This is a genomic window from Bacillus tianshenii (assembly GCA_020524525.2).
GTDB lineage: Bacteria > Bacillota > Bacilli > Bacillales > Bacillaceae_N > Bacillus_AV.
Map to the genome: position 1 here is coordinate 799,204 of CP129018.1, position 20,326 is coordinate 819,529.

Sequence of the window (20,326 nt, forward strand, 5' to 3'; positions counted from 1 at the left end):
GGCAATTTTCGTGATATTTCCCAGAAAATAATTTATGTTTTGTCGAACGGAGGATTCGAATGAAGATCGCAGGTATGCAGTTAGCTGTCCCAAATAAAATCAGCCGTACGGAGTTAATGGAGTGGGTGAGCCAAGTAGGTCGTAAAATTGAAACAGCCTATGAACAAGCAGGGGGCTTTGATTTAGTGGTGCTTCCTGAGCTGTCTTTTCACCCTTATACAAGAGAACACTTTGCACAGCTAGAACATTTTGCTCAGGAAAAAACAGGGATGATGTTTGAGCAAATGGCGCGAACAGCGAAGCATTTACAATGTGCTATTTGCTATGGGTATGCAGAACGAGAAGGTGAAGCGTATTACATTTCTCAAGCGGTCGTGTCGAAAGAAGGTAAGCTGCTTGCAAACTATCGAAAGCTCCATATTGCACAATTTGGCGGCTCGATGGAAAAGGAATATTTTAAGCGTGGCAATAAGGCAGTCACTTTTACAATCGATAGCTGGAGGTTTGGTCTTTTGATTTGCTACGATATTCGCTTTCCACAATTGGCGCAAACCTTAGTTGATAGTGGAGCAGATGTAATCCTGCATCCAGTTGCTTTTTCGAAAGACCCAACCTATCCGAGCTGGCATTCGTTCGTCCAAACACGTGCAATCGAAAATCAAGTCTATCTATTAAGTGTGAATCGAGCAGGTACCGAGTTTGGACAGTCGATTTTTTCACCTGCATGGCATGATTCCGAGCATTCTCCTTCTATCTATTCTGAAAGTGAGCAATCGAATGTCTTTACGTTAGAGCGTGAGCATTTAGAAAAGGTTCGGAATACGTATCAATTCAAACAAGACAGGCTGACTAATTATCAGCAGCTGTTACATTAAAAAGATGGCTTTGGAATGTATCTTCCAAAGCCATCTGAATGATTAATTTTGTTCATTAAGCAGGTTATAAACGTGTTGAACGTCTTTATCGCCGCGTCCTGAAATGTTTATAATTAAGATGTCATCCTGACTCATTTTAGGAGCGATTTTCATCGCATGAGCGACAGCATGGGCGCTTTCGAGTGCAGGGATAATTCCTTCTGTACGAGAAAGCCTCTCGAATGCTTCAAGAACCTCTTCGTTCGTTACGGTCACATATTCAGCCCGATTACTTACTTTCAAGTGACTGTGCTCAGGTCCGATTCCAGGGTAATCAAGCCCAGCTGCAATCGAGTAAGTCGGGCGCGGGTTCCCTTCTTCATCTAGCAGTGTTAGCGTTTTGAAGCCGTGCAGAACAGCTGGAACCCCTTCAGTTAAAGTCGGAGCTTGGTCAGGCTCCACACCGATTAAGCGTACATCAGGCTCATCAATATAGTGAGCGAATGCCCCAATCGCGTTGCTTCCGCCGCCGACACATGCTAACACAGCGTTTGGCAGACGGCCTTCCTTTTCAAGAATTTGACGCTTTGATTCTTCGCTAATAATCGATTGGAAATGTTTCACCATTGTCGGATACGGATGCGGCCCAACCGCTGAACCAAGCAAGTAGAACGTTCTTTCATAGTTTTCGATTAAATCTTCAAGCGCTGCATCAACAGCATCCTTTAAACGCCCTTGCCCTTTATCAACCGCTACAACTTCAGCGCCGAGCAGCTCCATGCGGAATACGTTCAGTGCTTGTCGCTTCGTATCCTCAAGACCCATGTAAATGATACATTCCATATCAAACATCGCACAGCCCATGGCCGTTGCGACACCGTGCTGGCCTGCGCCTGTTTCAGCGATGACACGCTTTGCGCCCATCCGCTTTGCAAGCAAAATTTGTCCGATGACATTGTTAATTTTGTGAGCGCCTGTATGGTTTAAGTCTTCGCGTTTTAAGTAAATTTTTGCGCCGCCTAATTTCTCAGTTAAGTTCGCAGCGAATGTAAGTGGGTTTTCACGCCCAACGTATTCCTTCAAATAATATTTGAACTCTTCGTTGAATTCATCATCTTGCTTGAAATGTTCAAACTGCGCTTCTAAATGATTCAGCGCTTCTTGCAGTTCAGGCGTAACCTCACTGCCTCCAAATTGCCCAAAGTATCCTTTTCCTTCTGCTTCTACTCGACTCATCTCAAGTCCCCCTTCACTCATCTCAACTTTTTTCATTAAAAAGCGGTAGGAGCGAAATCATGGCTCTTTTCCGCATAAAAGATAAGAATATTCTAACAAATTACAGCGTGAATGTTAACAAAAATGTATAAATTCAAAATAAATAACAGAATATTTGACTATTTTATTCAAAACTTTACAAAATTTTAGTAATATTGTTATAGCTTATGTATTTTTTTGATGAATAGGGGGGAAATGAGTTGAAAAGCATCAAATCAAAACTACTGCTTACGCTCATTCCTGTGATTATTGTCGCACTTGTGGCTGTATCATGGGTTAATCATAATAAGGCCAAGCAGTTCTTAGAGAACGATTTTGAAGACAAAGCATTTTTACAATTGAATTTAATTGCAACATCCATTTCTGGGGATTTAAATGTACATAAGGAACGGCTCAAAAACATCGCGAAAGATTCTAAGCTAACAGGGGAAGAGCGGTTTACGAAACAAGCCGTGTTACGAGAGCGGAACCGTGAATATCCGGAATATTTAACGTTTTATATTGCTGATCAAAATGGGGACGGTTTTACTGCTGATGGTAAAGAAGTCAACGTTGCAGATCGACCTTATTTTAAAAAAGTAATGGCAGGGAGTGAAGTCGTTATTTCTGAGCCTGTTGTAAGCCGGGCGAGCGGGGAAACGGTAATTGTAATCGCTGCTCCGCTGAAGATGTTCAATCAAACGGCAGGAGTTGTCGGCGCAACACTTCCAGTTTCAAAGCTAACGGAAATGGCGCAAAAGGTGCAAATCGGTGAGACAGGCTATACAAGTATCTTAAGAGATGATGGACTGTTCATCGTTCATCCAGATGATAATTTACAAATGAAGAAGAAGCTCCAAGATGTTGGTGTGCCTGAGCTTGCAGCTGCACAAACAGAGCTAGAAGCCGGTAAGACAGGGAGTAAGCGTTATATCTATTCGAATCAGGAACGCTACGTGTTTTATCAAAAAGAACCGACAACAGGCTGGAGCATTCTTGCAGTTGTGCCCGTAGAAGAAGCAACAAGCCAGCTTGCTTACCTGGCAATGCTGAGCTTTGTAACAGCTGCCGTTGTGACGGCCTTTTCAATCTTAATTATTTTTATATTCTCATCACGTCTTGTCAAACCAATTAAATCATTAAGTGAGCTTACAACCGATTTGGCGGAAGGTAACTTAACGATAAAAGTGGACCATGATTCAGACGATGAAGTCGGATTACTCGGTCGAAACTTTAATGCAATGGTTGAAAAGATGCAAAACATGCTTCTTAAAGTGCAGGATGCAGCCAATCATGTGAAGCAATCATCGGATATACTTGTCCATTCAAGTGAAGAAACGAAGGCATCTGCTGAGCAAGTCGCCATTACGATTTCAGATCTTGCGAGCGGAACGACAGATATTGCTCATTCCGTTACAAGTACGACAAACCAAATTTCATCGATGTTATCAACAGTCGACCAGATTGCTACTTACGCAGATGAAGTTATTGAAACGTCCGAGAATAGCCGGGCTTCAGCTGAGAAAGGGCATGATTATAGTGCAGAAGCATTGAAGAAGATGGATGAAATGAATGCGTCTATGCTTGAAACGTCTTCGATTATCCGTAAGCTCGATTCTCAGTCAAAAGAGATTGGCAACATTGTGAGCATGATTACAGATATTGCTGAGCAAACGAACTTGTTAGCGCTGAATGCTTCTATTGAAGCAGCCCGTGCTGGTGAGCATGGAAAAGGGTTCGCAGTTGTTGCTGAGGAAGTCCGAAAGCTCGCAAGTGAAACGACATCATCAGCAGATAAAATCTCAATCCTTATTCGCGAGACACAAGAAGAAAGCAAACGAGCTGTCGAGGCGGCGGACAGAGGCACACGAGTTGTCGAAGAAGGGACAACAACCGTTACGCAAACGACAGGTGTGTTTGATGAGATTAGTGCTCATATCGATGAGGTTCTTGATAAGAACAAACAAATCCATGTGGCAATCAAAGAACTAAAAGAAACAGGCGGTTATATCGGAAACGAAATGGCAAGCATTTCAGCTGTTACTGAACAAGCTTCAGCCGGAGCGGAAGAAGTGAGTGCAACAAGCCAGCAGCAAGCATCCAGCGCAAACTTAATTTCTGGCGACGCCGCAAAACTTGCAACATTAGCTGACGAGCTACAAGCCTTAATGGCACAGTTCCGCGTAAAATAAACGAAAAGGACGATGACGACTTCAGACGCATCGTCCTTTTTTGCAAGTAAGTAGGTTTCAGCAATCAGACAGCCTAAACGCCTTCGACGCATTTCGGAGATGTCTAGCTATGCGGCTAGTGGCTCGAGGTCATAAGTCAGCCTGTTGCGGGAACAAAGAGCGGTTCCCTCCACATTCTGCCTTATGCTTGTCGCCCCTGAACGAGCCGCCTCCGCTTTTCAAGATGTCTAGCTGCGAAAGCCAAATCGTCGGGCTGCTTCACTTCTTCTGTCGAAGGTGAAGAGCGACCTTCTCTGTCAGAAGCTCCACCAGCCGATCGATTTAAGCGGGCTTTCTCCGCTTTTCGGAGATGTCCAGCTGCGAAAGGCAGGCTGCGCGAGTTGCTTCCGACGCACAGGACGTGCTAGCGTCGGTGTTGAAACAGGACGTTTCGTTCTTAACCGACGTTCCTATTAATGCTCCGAGGCAAAGAGCGCCTCTATGTGGAAAGGCTCCAGCAATCGGACAGCCTAAACGCCTTTCTCCGCTTTTCAATGATGCTCAAATGTTCACAAAATGGGGGAAATTGTATTTGAAAAATGATGTATAATTATGAAATATATGGGATGATATTTTGAGTCGGGGGGAGTTGGTGGTATGTTTTTTAAAGTGTTAGATCGACAGGAACAGAAGCAGGGGTCGTCGCTTTATAAGAAGGCTGAGAAATATTTGAGTGATGTACATATTGAAGTGTCGGGCAAAAGTGAACTAACGAAACAAATAGAGATGATCGGGTTGACGAAGGAGGATTTGGCGGTTTCAAAGTGGCTCTATCCTTGTGTGGCGCCTCATATTGAAAAGATGGTTGAAAGCTTCTATAAAAACTTAGAAAATGAACAACACTTAGTAGACATTATTACAAAGCATACGACGGTTGAACATTTGAAAAGTACGTTGAAGGCACATATTGATGAAATGTTCAGTGGCAAAATTAACAGTGAATATATCAATCAACGAACACGTATTGCACAAGCGCACGTAAGAGTAGGGCTTGTGCCAAAGTGGTATATGTGTGCTTTTCAAGATTTGATGATGTCAATCTTAGAAGCTGTCAGTCAATCGCTTCATTCAAAAGATGAATATGAAGAGGCGATAAAGGTACTGACGAAGCTTGTTGCTTTGGAGAAGCAAATCGTGCTTGAAGCGTATGATGAAGAGAATGCCCGTGTTCGCCAAGTAGAAGTGGAAAAGAAAGAACATGTTAAGAAGCAAGTGAACCATACAGTCGAAGAATTAGCAGCCTTATCAGAAGAAACATATTCCTCGCTTGAGCATCTTGTGCTTCAGTCCGACGAAATGATTAAGTTTACGAAAGAAGGAACGACTGCTTCTAAGCAGGTTGAAGATATTTCGGCGCAAGGGCGCGGTCATTTAAAGCAGCAAGAAGAGCAAATGGGGTCAATTCAAGAAAACATGCTCCATTTGCAGAAAGAAATGAATGTTATGCTTGATGTATCTGATAAGATTCAAGACATTGTCGGTATGGTTAAGAATATCGCAGACCAGACGGATTTGTTAGCATTGAATGCGGCGATTGAGTCTGCACGTGCTGGTGAACATGGACGAGGGTTCGCTGTCGTTGCAAACGAAGTGCGCAAGCTTGCCGAGCAAACGAAATCTTCCGTGGCGAATGTTGATGATTTAATTCAAAAGACACGCAGCCAAACTGAAAATATGTCAACATTCATTGAAAACACGGAGCAATTGATTCTTTCTGGTAATGACCAAATGGTGAAGACGAATGGTTTCTTTGAGGAAATCTGTGCATCCGTTAACGAGCTGAAAGGCCAAAGTGTGCGTATTGAAGAAGAGTTTATTCACTTTATGAAAATGATTGAAGATATTGAAAAAGCAACAGGGGATGTCGCGAACTCCGCTGATCATTTGTATGTCATTACGAAAGAGCTGTGAGACACTTGCACCTTGCAAGTGTCTTTTTAGGTATTTTTTATCCTGTTTTTATCACCCAAATGTGTATAAAAATAGTATAATAGTATTATAAAGTACTCTTATTTTACAAAGGCTGGTGATGAAGATGCCGAAAGATGTTCTCATGGAAGAAATTTTGCAAGTGTTAGATGGGTATGAGCAACGTGAACAGTCTACCGAACAACCATTGCTGCAGCAGGATGCAGAATTAGGGACGTTTGATGGCTTCATTGAAGTTAAGGATGGCGAAATTTATGTACAAAATGCAGGACCAAGAGGGAAACAACCATCACTACAGCCGCATGAAAGCTATACACTCTATGTCAATGGAAAGCCGATACAAGATAAAACAATTGTCTTTAAAGAAGACCGTATTCATTGGGAGCTTCCGGCCGTTGAGGCTTATAGCATACAAGTTGATGAAGGAAAGCTGACCGTTTCACTTCAATTTAATCCAGCAGCATTTCGATCGTTTCGCTTAAAAGAAACAGCTCCGGCCAATTCAGTGAAAGTCGAATTGGTAGAAACCGAGGCAACACTTGACCGGCATACTGTATGTTCTGAAGTTGTCGAAAAGTTAATTGGAATGGGCATTGAAGCTGATATCAATGTACGGATGATGATGGAGGAGCTGAAGCGCTTAAGTGGTAAGCCTATCGTTGTCGCCAAAGGGATTGCTCCAGTTCAACCAGTGGATGCCCACCTTGAACTTTTATTTGAAAATGAAGTAAAAGAAGTCTTGCATGAAGTGGACGGAAAAGTAGATTTCAAAAAGCGTTTAGAAATACCGAATGTGATTGCCGGTGATGTGATTGCTATTTTGCACCCGCCGAAAGCTGGAAAAGAAGGACTGAATATTTTCGGTGAGCCAATCCATGTGCCAGCGCCAAAGCAGCTTAAGCTCCGTGAAGGGAAAAATGTGAAAATCACTGATGGCAAAGTGATCGCTTTAATTGATGGCAGGCCAACTCTTACAGGTCGAGCTGTTAAGCAGATTACAGTGCTTCCAATCTATGAAGTGCACGGCAATGTTGATATTAAGACGGGGAATATTTATTTCCATGGTGATGTGGAGATTAATGGGAACGTAATGGAAGGAATGCGCGTAGAAGCGGCAGGAAATGTACGTATTAAAGGGAATGTCTATCAAGCGACTGTTACAGCTTCCCAAAATATTTCAATCAGCGGCACAGTGATGAGAAGTCACATTTATGCTGGGCGTCACGGGCTTTTTTACAGTATGATTTATACGACAATGCAGGAGCTTCATATTGAAATTGAGACTTTTTTTACAGGCGATGAAGCAAGTGTGTGCGGCATTTAAAGCGAAGGGGAAGCCTTGTTTTGTCGGGCATGTCGCAGCTGCCTTAGTTGATGCGAAATTTCCGAAGCTTCCAGAGCATGTTACACGTTTTTATCAAATCATTTCACAAATGAAAGAGAGCGGTATGGAGATTCCACCATACATGGCAATTTCACAGCGTGTATTAAAATTGTTAACAGCTCGGCATCTAACCTTGACTATTGCTTCGCTGGATACGTTCGAAAGCATGTTATTTGCAATTCAAGAGCTTGTTGACCGAATTGAGCTTACTGTAGGCGATAAGAGTGATATTGAAGTTGGCAGTGCGAACCTGTCTGTCTTAAAAACAAACGGTACGATTGTTGTGACAGGGCGAGGCTTTGTGCAGACGGATGCATATGCAGGCCAAGAAATCCTTTTCAGGAAAACAACTGCGGCGATTCACGGCGGAAAAGTGATTGCAGAGCAGGCCATTTATGCAGGCAGTATCGGCAGTGAAAGAGGCCGTGCACCACTGGTGAGAGCTGGCAAGCAACTTACAGCAAATAAAGTTCATCAAGCAAAATTAATTATCGGAAAGAAGCATGTCCTCGTTGCTGACGAACTCCATCAGCTCACGTGTTTATGGGACGCGAATGAAGAGAAGATGACATGTAACCAAGAAATTGAAACAGATGTTTTTGTAAATAGCACGTAAGAGAAAGAGCACCGGTTTACCTCCCTTTATCCAATAAGGAAGTGAATCGGTGCCTTCTTTGTGAGAGGGTCGGCAATGTTGAAAGTGTAAAAATACAGGTAGGCATTTTACACATATTCAAAAGAAGTGTTAAATGAAGTAGAGGTAGAGCAGCCTTCAGAGGTTGTCTACAATTATGTCGGTACATACAGTGAGATTTTTTAAAAGTGTCTTGGGAGGGAACGAATTTGGCAAACAGACGATTCGTCATTGCTGGAAGCGGGAGTGGTGTCGGAAAAACAACGCTGACGCTCGGCTTAATGGCGGCTTTTCAAAAAAGAGGATTAACTGTTCAAGGATTTAAATGCGGACCAGATTATATTGACCCGAGCTTTCAGACAGCACTAACAGGTCGTCCGGCACGAAATTTGGACAGCTGGATGTTTTCAGAGGAAACGTTAATGGCGATCTTAGCACGCGGTCAGAACGGTGCAGACTTATCGATTATTGAAGGTGTGATGGGTTTTTATGATGGAAAAGACCCGCTTTCGAACCGCGGAAGTACAGCGGAAATTTCGCTCTTAACAAGCAGTCCTGTTGTGCTTGTTGTCAATTGCGCAAGCATGGCTCGAAGTGCGGCCGCGATTGTAAAAGGGTTCCAAATGCTTGATGAAAAGGTTGATATCCGCGCAGTTATCGCAAATAAAGTAGGCAGTGAAGGGCATTACAAGCTTGTCAAAGCCGCGGTTGAACAGGAATGTGGTGTCCCTGTTATCGGCTATTTAACGAAGCAGTCTGAGCTCACGTTGCCAGAGCGTCACTTAGGATTGGTGCCAGCGATTGAGCGTGGGGATTTAGATGGTTTCTTTAATAAGCTTGCAGAGGTTGTAGGTGAGCAAATTGATTTAGATATGCTTTACGAATTAAGCGAAGCGCCAGCTGTAGCAGCGGATGAAACATTGTTTGCGGTCAAACAGCCAATACAGGTGACGATTGCAGTAGCAAAGGATGAAGCCTTCAACTTCTATTATCCAGAAAATTTCGAACTGCTAGAGGTATACGGGGCGAAGCTTCATTATTTCTCACCATTGCGCGGCGAAACGATTCCGCAAGAAGCGTCTGCTCTCTATATCGGCGGCGGTTTTCCTGAAGAATTTGCCCGAGAGCTTGCTGAGCAGGAAGCGGTGAAAGCGTCAATTCGAGCAGCAGCAGAGCGCGGCATGCCGATCTTAGCAGAATGCGGCGGCTATATGTATTTAACAGACTCTCTTCAGACAACAGATGGAGAGACACATGAAATGGTCGGTTTGGTAAGGGGAAGCGTGCGTATGACAGATAAGCTTGCGGCGCTTGGTTACCGTGAAATCGAGCCGAGTGAAAAGCACCCTTTCTTCTCACCAGCTGATCAACTTCGCGGTCATGAATTCCATTATTCTGTCTTTGAAACAGATGAGACGCAAGCAGAGGCCTATCACGTTTCAGCACTTGGAAAGACGGCATGTACAGGCTACGCAGGGCGTAACATTGCGGCTGGCTATACACACCTTCACTTTGCATCAAATCCAACCGCAGCGGAAAAATTTGTTGCAGCCGCAAAGGAGTATGGACGTGATGAGTAGAGCCCTTCCACTTATGATTCAAGGAACCCATTCAGACGCAGGGAAAAGCGTGATAGCGGCCGCGTTTTGCCGAATTTTTGCGGATGCAGGTTATCGCACAGCACCGTTTAAGTCGCAAAATATGGCGCTGAATTCGTATATCACCGCAGATGGCAAGGAAATCGGTAGAGCGCAGGGCGTGCAGGCAGAAGCGGCCCGAATTGAAGCGACAGTAGAGATGAATCCAATTCTAATAAAGCCGACAGGTGATTCGAACGCACAGATTGTTGTAAACGGCAAGCCATACCGCAACATGGAGGCATTCGGATATCGGGCGGACTTTTATGAACAAGGGCTGCAAATTATCGGTGAAGCATACGGTCGCTTGAGTGAACAATATGAACGGATTGTTATTGAAGGGGCTGGCAGTCCGGCTGAAGTGAACTTAAATGACCGTGAATTTGTCAACATGAAGATGGCTGAGATTGCCCAATCACCTGTTATTCTCGTCGGCGACATTGAGCGCGGCGGTGTCTTTGCAAGCCTTGTCGGTACACTGCAGCTGTTGAATGAACAGGAACGTTCCCGCGTAATTGGTGTGATGATTAATAAATTCCGTGGTGACAAACGTCTGCTTCAAGATGGCTTGGATTGGTTTGAGGACTACACAGGTGTGCCTGTTCTTGGCGTTGTTCCTCATTTACATGGCTTAAACATTGATGCTGAGGACTCGGTTATTTTAGATCGTCATCAGTCACGGGCGTTTGGTGAGGCAGAGCTTGATATTGCGGTGATCCGCTTGCCGTTTATTTCGAATTTTACTGATGTTGACCCGTTTTTTGCAGAAGAAGATTGTGATGTGCGGTTTATTTCACGGGCTAGTCATTTCGGAAGTCCAGATCTTGTGATTATTCCTGGCAGTAAGAACACATTGGCTGATCTAGAATTTTTGAAACAAAGCGGACTTGCGGCATGTATTGCAGAAGCGGCTGAAGCAGGTGAAACGACAGTCATCGGAATATGCGGCGGATTTCAGATGCTTGGCGAAGACATTCATGACCCTGAAGAAGTGGAATCGTCGCTTCAGTCTGCTCGTGGCTTAAGCTTGCTTCCTGTTCAGACGACAATGGCAAAGGAGAAGCGAACAGTCCGTTCATTCGGAACCTTACATTATGACGGCGCTTCCTATGAAATTGACGGCTATGAGATTCATATGGGGAAAACGACTGTAAACGGGGCGCCATTGATTGAGATGAGCACTCATGACGATGGCTGTGTAAGTGAGAACGGGCGTGTATTTGGCACGTACTTTCATGGGCTGTTTCATAATGATGCGTTCCGCCACGGCTTGTTGAATGAGCTTCGTCAGCAAAAATCACTTGAACCGCTAACTGAGCGGGTTTCCTATCAGCAATTGCGTGAAGAGGCGTATGATAAGCTGGCACAGCACGTGAAAGAGCATGTTGACATAAAGCAAATTGAAGATAAAATGCACAGCTTTCAAGCGGAGGTGCGGCGCTCATGAGCTATCCTGTCATGCTCAACTTAGAAGGTCAGCCTGTGCTTGTCGTTGGCGGTGGAAAAGTTGCGGAGCGCAAGGTGGAAGGCTTGCTTGAAGCGAAAGCTGATGTAACAGTGGTCAGCCCAGAGCTGACCGAACAGTTAAAGCGGTGGGCGAACGCTGGCCGCTTCACTTGGAGCGAGCGCACATTTACAGCAGGTGATGAAAGAGACGTGCGGCTTGTGTTTGCGGCGACAGATAAGCGTGAGGTGAACAAGGCGGTCTATGAAGCAGCGAAGTCTTCCGCTTTTGTTTGTACGGTTGATCATCCAGAGGAAAGCACCTTTACCGTTCCTGCTGTGATGAGGCGTGATCCGCTTGTCATCAGCATTTCCACAGGCGGTGCCAGCCCGATTGTAGCCCGTAAGATCAAGCAAGAGCTGTATGAAAAATTCGATGATACATATGCGGATTATTTGATGTTCTTAAAGCAGGCACGGCATGTAATAAAGGAACAGGTTGCGGATGAAAAAAGGAGGCGTGCTCTTTTTGCTGAACTTGTGACAGACGACTATTATGAACGATACTGTACAGAAGGAAAAAAGGTCTGCCTAAAGGATGTGGAACGATTTATTCAAGGGGAAGGATAACGTGGAAAAAGAGATGGTTAGCTGATAAAGTACAGACCAGGCATCGTGAAATTTTATCATGAACTCAGCTGGTTTGAACAAACAACTGATGGATATAAAGCGGAGAGCCTTGTCTAAGCAGGCTGTCCGCTTTTTTGTTAGGAGCTTCCGATGCACAGGACGTTTCGTTGTTAACCGACGTTCCTATTAATGCTCCGAGGCAAAGAACGTGCCTCTCTGCGTAAAGACTCCAGTGAACAATATTTCTAAGCGGCCCGCCTGCGCATTTCGAGATGTCTAGCTCCGGCGGGCAGGCTGCGCGAGTTGCTTCACCTTTCCACGCCGCAAGCAAAGTTCGGCTTTCTCTGTGTAAAGGCTCCAGCAATCGGACAGCCTAAGCGGCCCGCCTCCGCATTTCGGAGATGTCCAGCTGCGGCGGCTAGGGGCTCGAGGTCATAAGTCAGCCTGTTGCGAGGACAAAGAGCGGTCCTCTCCACATTCTGCCTTATGCTTGTCGCCCCTGAACAAGCCGCCTCCGCATTTCGAGATGTCTAGCTCCGGCGGGCAGAAATTTGTGTCACTTCGCCTTCCCGCTCCGAGGCAAAGAACGTGCCTCTCTGCGTAAAGACTCCAGTGAACAATATTTCTAAGCGGCCCGCCTCCGCATTTCGGAGATGTCTAGCTCCGACGGGCAGGCTGCGCGAGTTGCTTCACCTTTCCACGCCGAAAGCAAAGTTCGGCTTTCTCTGTGTAAAGGCTCCAGCAATCGGACAGCCTAAGCGGCCCGCCTCCGCATTTCGTTTGACGCGATGAGTACGGCTAGGGTGATGCTGATGAGGCCGCTTGTGATGTAGATGAGGTTGTAGAATGGCAGGGCTTTTGCTTGGATGAAGGTTAATAGGTTTGGATAATGGAAGCTGAGCTTGGATGAAGTGTGGAGAGTGTACAGAGCTGTAAGAAGAATGACGATTTTCTCGCCTGTCCAAAAGATGATGCTCATCCAAAAAGCGGCTTTTGCAGTTTTTGAAAACATATTACGTGCATATAATCCAATGAACGTATAAGGAATAATCAGCAGCATCACTGCACTGAAAATGGCACCTGCTGTTCGTTCTTCTGAAGCAAGCTTTCCGTAGAGAGCATAAGAAATAAGCGTCGTAAAGAAAAGCGTTAAAAAGTAGAGAGAAAAAGCAATACACCATCCGTGAATATATTTCCGCATACCAATTCCCTCCTAGGTGTTATCATCGGTTCACTCACATACATGCATATGTATCAGGCGAACAACATAGAATGATAGGAAAACGAGTCTTATATTGTATATATTAGTCATAGATTTCCAAAATTCCTTCCTCAATGAATAAACTTTTATATTTTTTCAATATTTATTTCTATGTTTTTGTGAATCTTTTATGACAACCATAGAGCTGGCAGTGAGCTATTTTGCTTGGAAAGATTTTAAGAAAATCAAAATTAAGCAGGAATTTGCCGAGAATTGGAGAAAAATGTTCGTACGATTTATTAACCTCCGAAGAACGGTCATGAAAGGAAACTGCGTATGCGAATTTTACTGATTACAAATGACAGACATTTAGCAAAAAGGATGGAAACATTTCTCGCCGAGCATGTGTTATCTTTTCGCGATGTCTCCCAGCAAGAGGCGCAGCACCTTTTAGAGAACGGGGGAGAGAATGATTTCAATTGTCTGTTGCTTGACGATCAATTATCAGACCCTGACGTGATTCAGATGTGTGCAAATCTATCAGAACGAAAAGCCTTGCGTGACCTTCCGAAGCTTGTGTTGATTTCAAATGACCGAGATGTGAGCTATATTAAGAAGCTGTTCACAGCCGGCGCGTTTGATTTTATAACGAAGCCGTTTGACGAAATGGAAGTGATTGGTCGTATTCATGCCGCTTCTAGCATTCGAAGGGAAATTACGAAAAGACAAAAGAATGAGCGTGAGATGGGGGAGTTGTTAGAGCAGTTTCGTTTGAATATTTCAGCGCTAAAGGTTGCGGCCCATGCGATTATTATTACCGATAAGATGGGGCGAATCTCATGGGTAAATCCTGCTTTTACAACCTTAACGGGATATGCTGAGCATGAAGCAGTTGGCAAAAACATGCATATTTTAAAATCTGGCATTCATGATGTGCAATTTTACGAAGATTTGTGGAGTACGATTTTAAGCGGACAAGTATGGTCTGGTGAGATTACAAATCGAAGAAAAGATGGAACGATCTATCATGAAGATACATCCATAACACCTGTAACAAGTAAAAATGGTGAGATTACGCATTTTGTTTCGGTTAAGCAAGATATAACCGAGCGTAAGAATATGGCCAAGAAGCTAGAAGAAGAGTTGCGTGTAGCGAAGCAAGTTCAGCAAAGCGCGCTAAGTCCCCCGTTGCATGATGAGTATATCGACCTTTCCGCGCTCTATCTCCCTTCAACTGAATTAGCTGGTGATATGTACAGTTGGTTCAAAATTGATGAACACCGTTACGGCATTTTCGTATTTGATGTGATGGGACACGGTGTTTCTTCATCACTTGTCAGCATGTCAGTTCGCTCTGTCATGCGCGGCTTCATTACAAAGTCAGTTGAGCCGATTTCCGTTATCTCCGAGCTCAATCAGCATCTGCTTCAACTTTTCCAATACAATCGTTATTACACAAATCATTACTTAACCGCTATATATATTGAAATAAATGTAGCAGAAAAAACAGGTCAATATATTAATTCAGGTCATCCGCCTGCTTTCTTAATCTGTGACGATGGGGAAATTCAACAGCTGTCAAAAGGCTCGATGCCTGTCGGCTTATTTGAAGAATTTCCGATTGTAAAAGGTGAGTTTTCCTATGAAGAAAATATACGTCTGCTCGTCTACACGGATGGCTTAATTGAAGCCCTCTCAAAGGATTTCGACGTCGGCATGAAGCAATTGAGTGACTTCTATAATTCTTGCAGGTCGTTAAGCAGTAACGAAACGATTGGGAAAATGCATCAGCATATCCAAGATTCCGTTGTCAAACAATCAGATGATATTTGTGTCGTTCACCTTAAAACAAAATAATGACTGCAATAAAGTGGAGAAAGAAGGCTGATGTTACGAATATTGGAACATTTGCTGTTTAAAAATTCCTGTAAACCACATATAATAGAAAGTAAGATTCTATAAAACGGAAGGACGAAAGGCTCATGGAAAAACAAGATAGAGGGATTTTACTAGAGAGTGGTACGAATGAACTAGAGATTGTTGAATTTGGAGTAGGAAAGAATGAATTCGGAATTAACGTTATTAAAGTAAAAGAAATTATTAATCCGGTGCAGGTGACCGTTGTCCCGCACGCTCATCCAGCCGTTGAAGGAATAATCCAAATCCGTGGGGAAGTCGTGCCTGTTGTGAACATGGCAACAGTACTAGGTTTTCCTCAATCAGAGGAGCCACAGAAAGATAAATTCATCGTATGTGAGTTCAATAAAACAAAAATCGTTTTCCACGTGCATACTGTTTCGCAAATTCACCGTATTTCTTGGGATTTAATTGAGAAGCCTTCTGAAATGTATTCAGGACTTGAAAGCCAAGTAATCGGTGTTATCAAAATGAACGGGAAAATGATTTTAATGCTAGATTACGAGAAAATCGTCGTAGACATTAACCCAGACTCAGGTATCAGCACGGACCAATTGAAGAAGCTCGGACCACGCGACCGTTCAGAGAAGAAGCTAGTCGTCGCTGAAGACTCCGCATTGCTTCGAAAATTGCTTGAAGAAACGCTTGATGAGGCTGGTTACGGCCAAGTCCAATTCTTCGAAGATGGGTCACTTGCATTGAAGTATTTAGAAGGAATTGTTGAGAATGGCAAAGATATTGAAGAGGAAGTACAGCTAGTTATTACTGATATCGAAATGCCGAAAATGGACGGTCACCATTTAACAAAACGAATTAAAGATCATAGTGATTTGAAAAAGCTTCCTGTTATTATTTTCTCATCTCTTATTACAGACGACCTTCGCCACAAAGGGGAAGTGGTTGGTGCAAACGGCCAAGTAAGTAAACCAGAAATCGTGGAGCTTGTCCAACTAATTGATCAACATGCCCTTTAAGAAAATTCCTTGTGCGGAAAGCCGTACAAGGAATTTTTATTACATGAACGATGAAGAAAGGAAGACCAATTTGAAAAACGCTATCTATTCGTTAGTATTCTTAATGACATTTTTGTGGGCCAACCCTTCAGAGGCTGTCATGATTCCAGTCAAAAGCAGCTTCGGTACGAACGGTGTACCGTTCACGATGACAAACCCGTATGAAACAGGGCGGATAAAGGTTTCTTTTGTTGATAAATCAACAGCTGAACGAGAGCTTGTCGAGGTCAATTATCTCGAAAAAACAGCTACATACAATGCAACATGTTCATCCCTATACACGTTTGAATTCTACGACCAAAATGACAAGCTGAAATTAACCCAGCAATACTACGTCCCATTTCCACGCTATCCATTAGAGAACTGTAATCGCCCAGAGAATTAAAGCAGGGGGCTTTGCGCTCCGCATTCTGCCTTATGCTTGCCGCCCCTGAACGAGCCGCCTCCGCTTTCGACGCACAGGATGTGCTAGTGCAGGCGTTGTCACAGGACGTGACGTTCTTAGCCAGCGTTCCTTTGATCCAGCTGCGGCAGCTAGGGGCTCGAGGTCATAAGTCAGCCTGCTATGGGAACAAAAGGCGGTTCCCTCCGCATTCTGCCTTATGCTTGCCGCCCCTGAACGAGCCGCCTCCGCTTTTCTATTGTCCAGCTGCGGCGGGCAGAAATTTGTATTGCTTCACCTTCCTGCTCCGAGGCAAAGAGCGCCTCTATGCATGAAGGCTCCAGCAAACAATATTTCTAAGCGGCCCGCCTCCGCTTTTCTAGCGATAGATTAAGCTGTTTCGTTTTAGGAAGCGGGTGTTGAAGGTGATGGGGGTGGATTGGCCGTCTTTTTGGGCTTGGATGTGGAGGTGGGGCTCGGATGTATTGCCTGAGTTGCCGACTTTTCCGATTTGTTGCCCTGTATGAACTTGCTGCCCTTCTTTTACGCCGACACTTCCTTGAATCATGTGAGCGATGAGGACTTCTGCATCCTTGCATGCAAGGATAACGTGATTTCCTGCTGGGTGATTGCGGCGGTAGTTTTTCGTTTCTTGTGTCATCGCTTGTGCTGGAATTTCTTGTATATCGTTAACAGCTGTTTTGACTTTCCCGGTGCATGGGCTGTATACATTTTTTCCGTATATCTTATAGTCTTTTAATTTAGCTGGCATTAGACCGTTTGCCCGCGTGCCAAATCCATTCAGGGCGACAATATCTAGGGCGAATTGCTGTGTTGGTGATGAATTGTGGTAATTGATACTCTCTGAATTTCCGCCATGCGCCGTATAGTACGTGCCATCTTGAAGTGGAAATTCCAACGCAATCGCTTCTTTATTGTAAAAGTAGCCAAGTACAGCACTTGCCGTAAGAATGAAGAAAAACAGCCCAAGCAGTACGGTAAATGTAATAGAAATACGATACCGCCATTTCTTTTCAGTCGCAAGCCACGTGTATTCCTTTGCCCGAAACAAAGAACGTAAGCTAGCAAGCAGTAGAAAAACGAGTAATATACCCCGCAAATAAAAGCTGAAAAAATCCCAACGACCAACTATTAAAATGTAAGTGAAATAGATTGCGATTAAAAAAAGGTGAGCAAGCCAGTCAGCACGGCTACGAAACCTTTTGAACCATAATAAACTAATAAAAGTGAAGGGCAAAAGAAGATAGAGAATGCCCATCATCAAAATGACACTGTTCAAGTGGAAGTCCTCCTTTCTGTGAGAAGAGTCTTTCGTTGTATGAAAAAAGGTGTATTCCAGAAGAGTTCAGGAATACACCTTTTGAATTAGAGTTATTGCATGTTTACTTTTGTAACAGGGAAATCAGCTTTTTCAATTAAGTCATCATGTTGGACCATGATTGTAGCTTCACCTTCAGACAAGCCGATGATGTCGCCGTTTTCAACAACTTTAATGATTTCTGGAGTGCTTGTTCGCATTGTACCTTCGTATGACATATTAATCCACTTACGCAGGCCGTTATCTAAAATTGCTTCCACCTCAATTTGAACGCGTTCATTTACATTTACATCTCCGCGAGGCATACGGATAATTAAGTATTCTGCTTTTGGTTCTGTTATGTCAATGTCAGCTTCTGCAATTACATCTTCATATTCAACCATTAACTTACCTGATCCTACTTCTGTACCCCAAATATTTCCGTCTTCATCCATTGATAAAGCACCAGACGTCATAATTTCAAGGTCTTCATCATTTGTGACGTCTTCAACATCACCGTCTTCATCTGTGTACCAAATTTGAATCATTTGTTTTCCATCCATTGGCATTTCATCTTCAAACTCAATTGATAGTGATGCATCCTCCATTTCTTCTGCTCCAGCTTTTACTGGTAGCACAAGTAGGACAAATGCTGCGATAAAAAAGAAACTCTTCTTGAACATCAAACCTCTCCTTTACTATTGTAGTAGTTTTTAAGTAGGATATAGTATATATACCCAAAGCAAGCAAGTAAAAACATAAAATGTCGAAATTTCCAAAAAAATATTCGGAACCCAGTAATGGTATATGTCGATATTTTATCAAAAATATGTAAAGTTTAGGAGAGTATATACGATTTTTGAAATTTTTCTTCAATATGAAACATTGTACGTTTGTCTTTCGTATAAAAGGTTGAGAGTAAACGAGGAGGGGTTATGGTGATCGTAACGACAACAAATACGTTGCAGGACCGGAAAGTTGAAGAGTACAAGGGCATTGTGTCAGGCGAGGCGATTATGGGTGCAAACGTTGTGCGTGATTTCATGGCAAGTATTTCAGATGTCATTGGCGGGCGAAGCGGAACATATGAAAGCAAGCTTGCGGAAGGCCGCGATATCGCGCTTCGTGAAATGGAAGACAAGGCACGCCAAATGGGAGCAAATGCTGTAATTGGTGTCGACCTTGACTTTGAAGTGATGCGAGAAGGTATGATGATGGTCATTGCTACAGGGACTGCAGTTCGGGTAACAGAATAAACGTGAAAAGCAGGCCGTTCTGGTCTGTTTTTTTGTTATCTTCTGTATTCTGCCTTATATTTGTTCCCATTGAACAAAAAATCTTAGTATTCTTGGCTGATATGCATGGTAAAAAGTTTCATTGACTTATATAATTAATACATAAAGATACTGGGAATTTGAGAAGGAATGAGGAATGTCGATGAGATATACGTTGCTTGATAGTGTTGAGCAGGGAGAGAAGTTAGGGCGCCCTATTTATACGGCAGATGGAAGGGTGCTGCTTGAAGATGGTGTTGTGTTGACGATAGGGTTGATTTCAAGGCTTCGACGGATGGGAGTCCATGCGTTGTATCTTCAGGATGAAATGTTGAAGGATATTGACCCTGAAGAAGTCGTTTCTGAAGCAACTAAGCGTGAAGCGGTGGAAGCTATATCACAATCGATGCAGTTTGTGCAGTCCGGTAAGAAGGACTTTGATATGAAAGGCGTCAGTAAGTCGACCAATAAAATCATTGAAGAAATTCTTTTGAATCAAAACATCTTAGTAAGCTTGAGCGATATTCGGACGAGCGATAATAATTTATTCGTACATGCAACAAATGTCGCTGTTATGTCTATTATCGTTGGCATAAAACTTGGATTGAAGCGTTCGGAATTGCGGGATTTAGCAATTGGAGCGCTTTTTCATGATATCGGAAAGGTTGTACCAGATGACCCGAATGCAAAGCGTGGCGAAAACGACCATACGTGGAAAGGGTTTAATGTTTTAAGAAAGAATCACGAAATTAGTATGAGTGCTGCTCATGTTGCCTTGCAGCATCATGAATATATGGATGGCAGCGGCACCCCAAGGCAGGTAACAGGAGATAAAATTCCAATGCATGCGAAGATTGTCGCTGTTACGAATTATTATGATAATCTTGTTCACCCGATAGACGGTTCGCAAGGGATGCATCCGTATGAAGCAGGGGAGACGATTCTCGGCTTAACAAATATTCGCTTTGATCATGCTGTTGTATGGGAATTCCTTCGTTCAATCGCCTTTTATCCGACAGGTCGTCAGGTGATGTTGTCAACGGGTGAAACAGGTGCTGTAGTCGGGCAAAATAACGGCTTGCCACAGCGGCCGGTTATCCGTGTTTTCAATCATTCGCAAAAATCAAAGTTCGAAGACTTCGATGTGAAAGAAATCGATCTCGGGAAAGAAACAACGGTTTTCATTCAAAAAATGTTATAAATTTCACAAAATAGCCCCCTGTTC

At 43.6% G+C, this 20,326-nt stretch carries 17 protein-coding genes; 13 read left to right on the plus strand and 4 right to left on the minus strand.

All coding sequences use genetic code 11. The features are described from left to right. Positions 1-59: 59 nt before the first annotated feature. On the plus strand, positions 60-875 hold the full coding sequence (locus tag LC040_03985; protein ID WLR52083.1) for a carbon-nitrogen hydrolase family protein: 816 nt from the start codon (positions 60-62) through the stop codon (positions 873-875). Between the two features lie 42 nt (positions 876-917). Here LC040_03985 and trpB read toward each other — a convergent pair whose 3' ends face one another. After that, positions 918-2,090 (minus strand): tryptophan synthase subunit beta, encoded by a 1,173-nt coding sequence (gene trpB, locus LC040_03990; GenBank protein ID WLR52084.1) that lies wholly within the window; start codon positions 2,088-2,090, stop codon positions 918-920. A 239-nt stretch (positions 2,091-2,329) separates the two neighbouring features. Between trpB and LC040_03995 the strand changes: the two genes are divergently transcribed. From LC040_03995 to LC040_04025, 7 genes are all read left to right on the plus strand, one after another. Further along, the gene (locus tag LC040_03995; protein ID WLR52085.1) at positions 2,330-4,300 is read left to right on the plus strand and encodes a methyl-accepting chemotaxis protein; all 1,971 of its coding nucleotides are present in this window, start codon (positions 2,330-2,332) and stop codon (positions 4,298-4,300) included. 636 nt (positions 4,301-4,936) lie between these two features. After that, the gene (locus LC040_04000; protein ID WLR52086.1) at positions 4,937-6,250 is read left to right on the plus strand and encodes a globin-coupled sensor protein; all 1,314 of its coding nucleotides are present in this window, start codon (positions 4,937-4,939) and stop codon (positions 6,248-6,250) included. A gap of 124 nt (positions 6,251-6,374) precedes the next feature. After that, entirely contained in the window at positions 6,375-7,592 is a 1,218-nt protein-coding gene (locus tag LC040_04005) for a FapA family protein (protein WLR52087.1), read from the plus strand. Further along, a complete protein-coding gene (locus LC040_04010) occupies positions 7,540-8,268 on the plus strand; it encodes a hypothetical protein (GenBank protein ID WLR52088.1) in 729 nt (242 codons plus the stop codon). Before LC040_04005 ends, LC040_04010 begins: the two co-directional genes overlap by 53 nt. Positions 8,269-8,495: 227 nt before the next feature. Then, positions 8,496-9,866: a cobyrinate a,c-diamide synthase gene (locus LC040_04015; GenBank protein ID WLR52089.1), complete on the plus strand. Its 1,371-nt coding sequence runs from the start codon at positions 8,496-8,498 to the stop codon at positions 9,864-9,866. Continuing rightward, entirely contained in the window at positions 9,859-11,370 is a 1,512-nt protein-coding gene (locus tag LC040_04020; protein WLR53184.1) for a cobyric acid synthase, read from the plus strand. Before LC040_04015 ends, LC040_04020 begins: the two co-directional genes overlap by 8 nt. Further along, positions 11,367-11,996 carry a bifunctional precorrin-2 dehydrogenase/sirohydrochlorin ferrochelatase gene (locus tag LC040_04025; GenBank protein WLR52090.1) on the plus strand — a complete coding sequence of 210 codons (630 nt, stop codon included), beginning with the start codon at positions 11,367-11,369 and terminating at the stop codon, positions 11,994-11,996. Before LC040_04020 ends, LC040_04025 begins: the two co-directional genes overlap by 4 nt. A gap of 754 nt (positions 11,997-12,750) precedes the next feature. Here LC040_04025 and LC040_04030 read toward each other — a convergent pair. Continuing rightward, positions 12,751-13,197 (minus strand): hypothetical protein, encoded by a 447-nt coding sequence (locus tag LC040_04030; GenBank protein ID WLR52091.1) that lies wholly within the window; start codon positions 13,195-13,197, stop codon positions 12,751-12,753. Between the two features lie 336 nt (positions 13,198-13,533). On the opposite strand from LC040_04030, the gene LC040_04035 reads away from it, so the two are divergent. The 3 genes from LC040_04035 (at position 13,534) to LC040_04045 (ending at position 16,512) form a co-directional block, all read left to right on the plus strand. Continuing rightward, positions 13,534-15,054 carry a SpoIIE family protein phosphatase gene (locus tag LC040_04035; protein WLR52092.1) on the plus strand — a complete coding sequence of 507 codons (1,521 nt, stop codon included), beginning with the start codon at positions 13,534-13,536 and terminating at the stop codon, positions 15,052-15,054. Between the two features lie 125 nt (positions 15,055-15,179). Next, positions 15,180-16,088, plus strand: a complete 909-nt coding sequence (locus LC040_04040) for a chemotaxis protein (GenBank protein ID WLR52093.1) — start codon at positions 15,180-15,182, stop codon at positions 16,086-16,088. 43 nt (positions 16,089-16,131) lie between these two features. After that, a complete protein-coding gene (locus LC040_04045; GenBank protein ID WLR52094.1) occupies positions 16,132-16,512 on the plus strand; it encodes a hypothetical protein in 381 nt (126 codons plus the stop codon). A gap of 376 nt (positions 16,513-16,888) precedes the next feature. On the opposite strand, the gene LC040_04050 is transcribed toward LC040_04045, so the two are convergent. Continuing rightward, entirely contained in the window at positions 16,889-17,809 is a 921-nt protein-coding gene (locus LC040_04050; GenBank protein WLR52095.1) for a M23 family metallopeptidase, read from the minus strand. 92 nt (positions 17,810-17,901) lie between these two features. Beyond that, complete coding sequence (locus tag LC040_04055; GenBank protein WLR52096.1) at positions 17,902-18,510, minus strand: hypothetical protein; 609 nt, start codon at positions 18,508-18,510, stop codon at positions 17,902-17,904. Between the two features lie 255 nt (positions 18,511-18,765). On the opposite strand from LC040_04055, the gene LC040_04060 reads away from it, so the two are divergent. Together LC040_04060 and LC040_04065 are read left to right on the plus strand one after the other, a co-directional pair. After that, the gene (locus tag LC040_04060) at positions 18,766-19,083 is read left to right on the plus strand and encodes a YbjQ family protein (GenBank protein WLR53185.1); all 318 of its coding nucleotides are present in this window, start codon (positions 18,766-18,768) and stop codon (positions 19,081-19,083) included. Between the two features lie 181 nt (positions 19,084-19,264). Continuing rightward, positions 19,265-20,302 carry an HD domain-containing phosphohydrolase gene (locus tag LC040_04065; GenBank protein ID WLR52097.1) on the plus strand — a complete coding sequence of 346 codons (1,038 nt, stop codon included), beginning with the start codon at positions 19,265-19,267 and terminating at the stop codon, positions 20,300-20,302. Positions 20,303-20,326 lie beyond the last annotated feature (24 nt).

Coding starts and splice junctions, on each gene's coding strand:
- LC040_04055 (WLR52096.1), bottom strand. CDS start 18,510: ATGTTCAAGAAGAGTTTCTTTTTTATCGCAGCATTTGTCCTACTTGTG.
- LC040_03985 (WLR52083.1), top strand. CDS start 60: ATGAAGATCGCAGGTATGCAGTTAGCTGTCCCAAATAAAATCAGCCGT.
- LC040_04045 (WLR52094.1), top strand. CDS start 16,132: ATGAACGATGAAGAAAGGAAGACCAATTTGAAAAACGCTATCTATTCG.
- LC040_04035 (WLR52092.1), top strand. CDS start 13,534: ATGCGAATTTTACTGATTACAAATGACAGACATTTAGCAAAAAGGATG.
- LC040_04025 (WLR52090.1), top strand. CDS start 11,367: ATGAGCTATCCTGTCATGCTCAACTTAGAAGGTCAGCCTGTGCTTGTC.
- LC040_04005 (WLR52087.1), top strand. CDS start 6,375: ATGCCGAAAGATGTTCTCATGGAAGAAATTTTGCAAGTGTTAGATGGG.
- trpB (WLR52084.1), bottom strand. CDS start 2,090: ATGAGTCGAGTAGAAGCAGAAGGAAAAGGATACTTTGGGCAATTTGGA.
- LC040_04000 (WLR52086.1), top strand. CDS start 4,937: ATGTTTTTTAAAGTGTTAGATCGACAGGAACAGAAGCAGGGGTCGTCG.
- LC040_04030 (WLR52091.1), bottom strand. CDS start 13,197: ATGCGGAAATATATTCACGGATGGTGTATTGCTTTTTCTCTCTACTTT.
- LC040_04040 (WLR52093.1), top strand. CDS start 15,180: ATGGAAAAACAAGATAGAGGGATTTTACTAGAGAGTGGTACGAATGAA.
- LC040_04065 (WLR52097.1), top strand. CDS start 19,265: ATGAGATATACGTTGCTTGATAGTGTTGAGCAGGGAGAGAAGTTAGGG.
- LC040_04020 (WLR53184.1), top strand. CDS start 9,859: ATGAGTAGAGCCCTTCCACTTATGATTCAAGGAACCCATTCAGACGCA.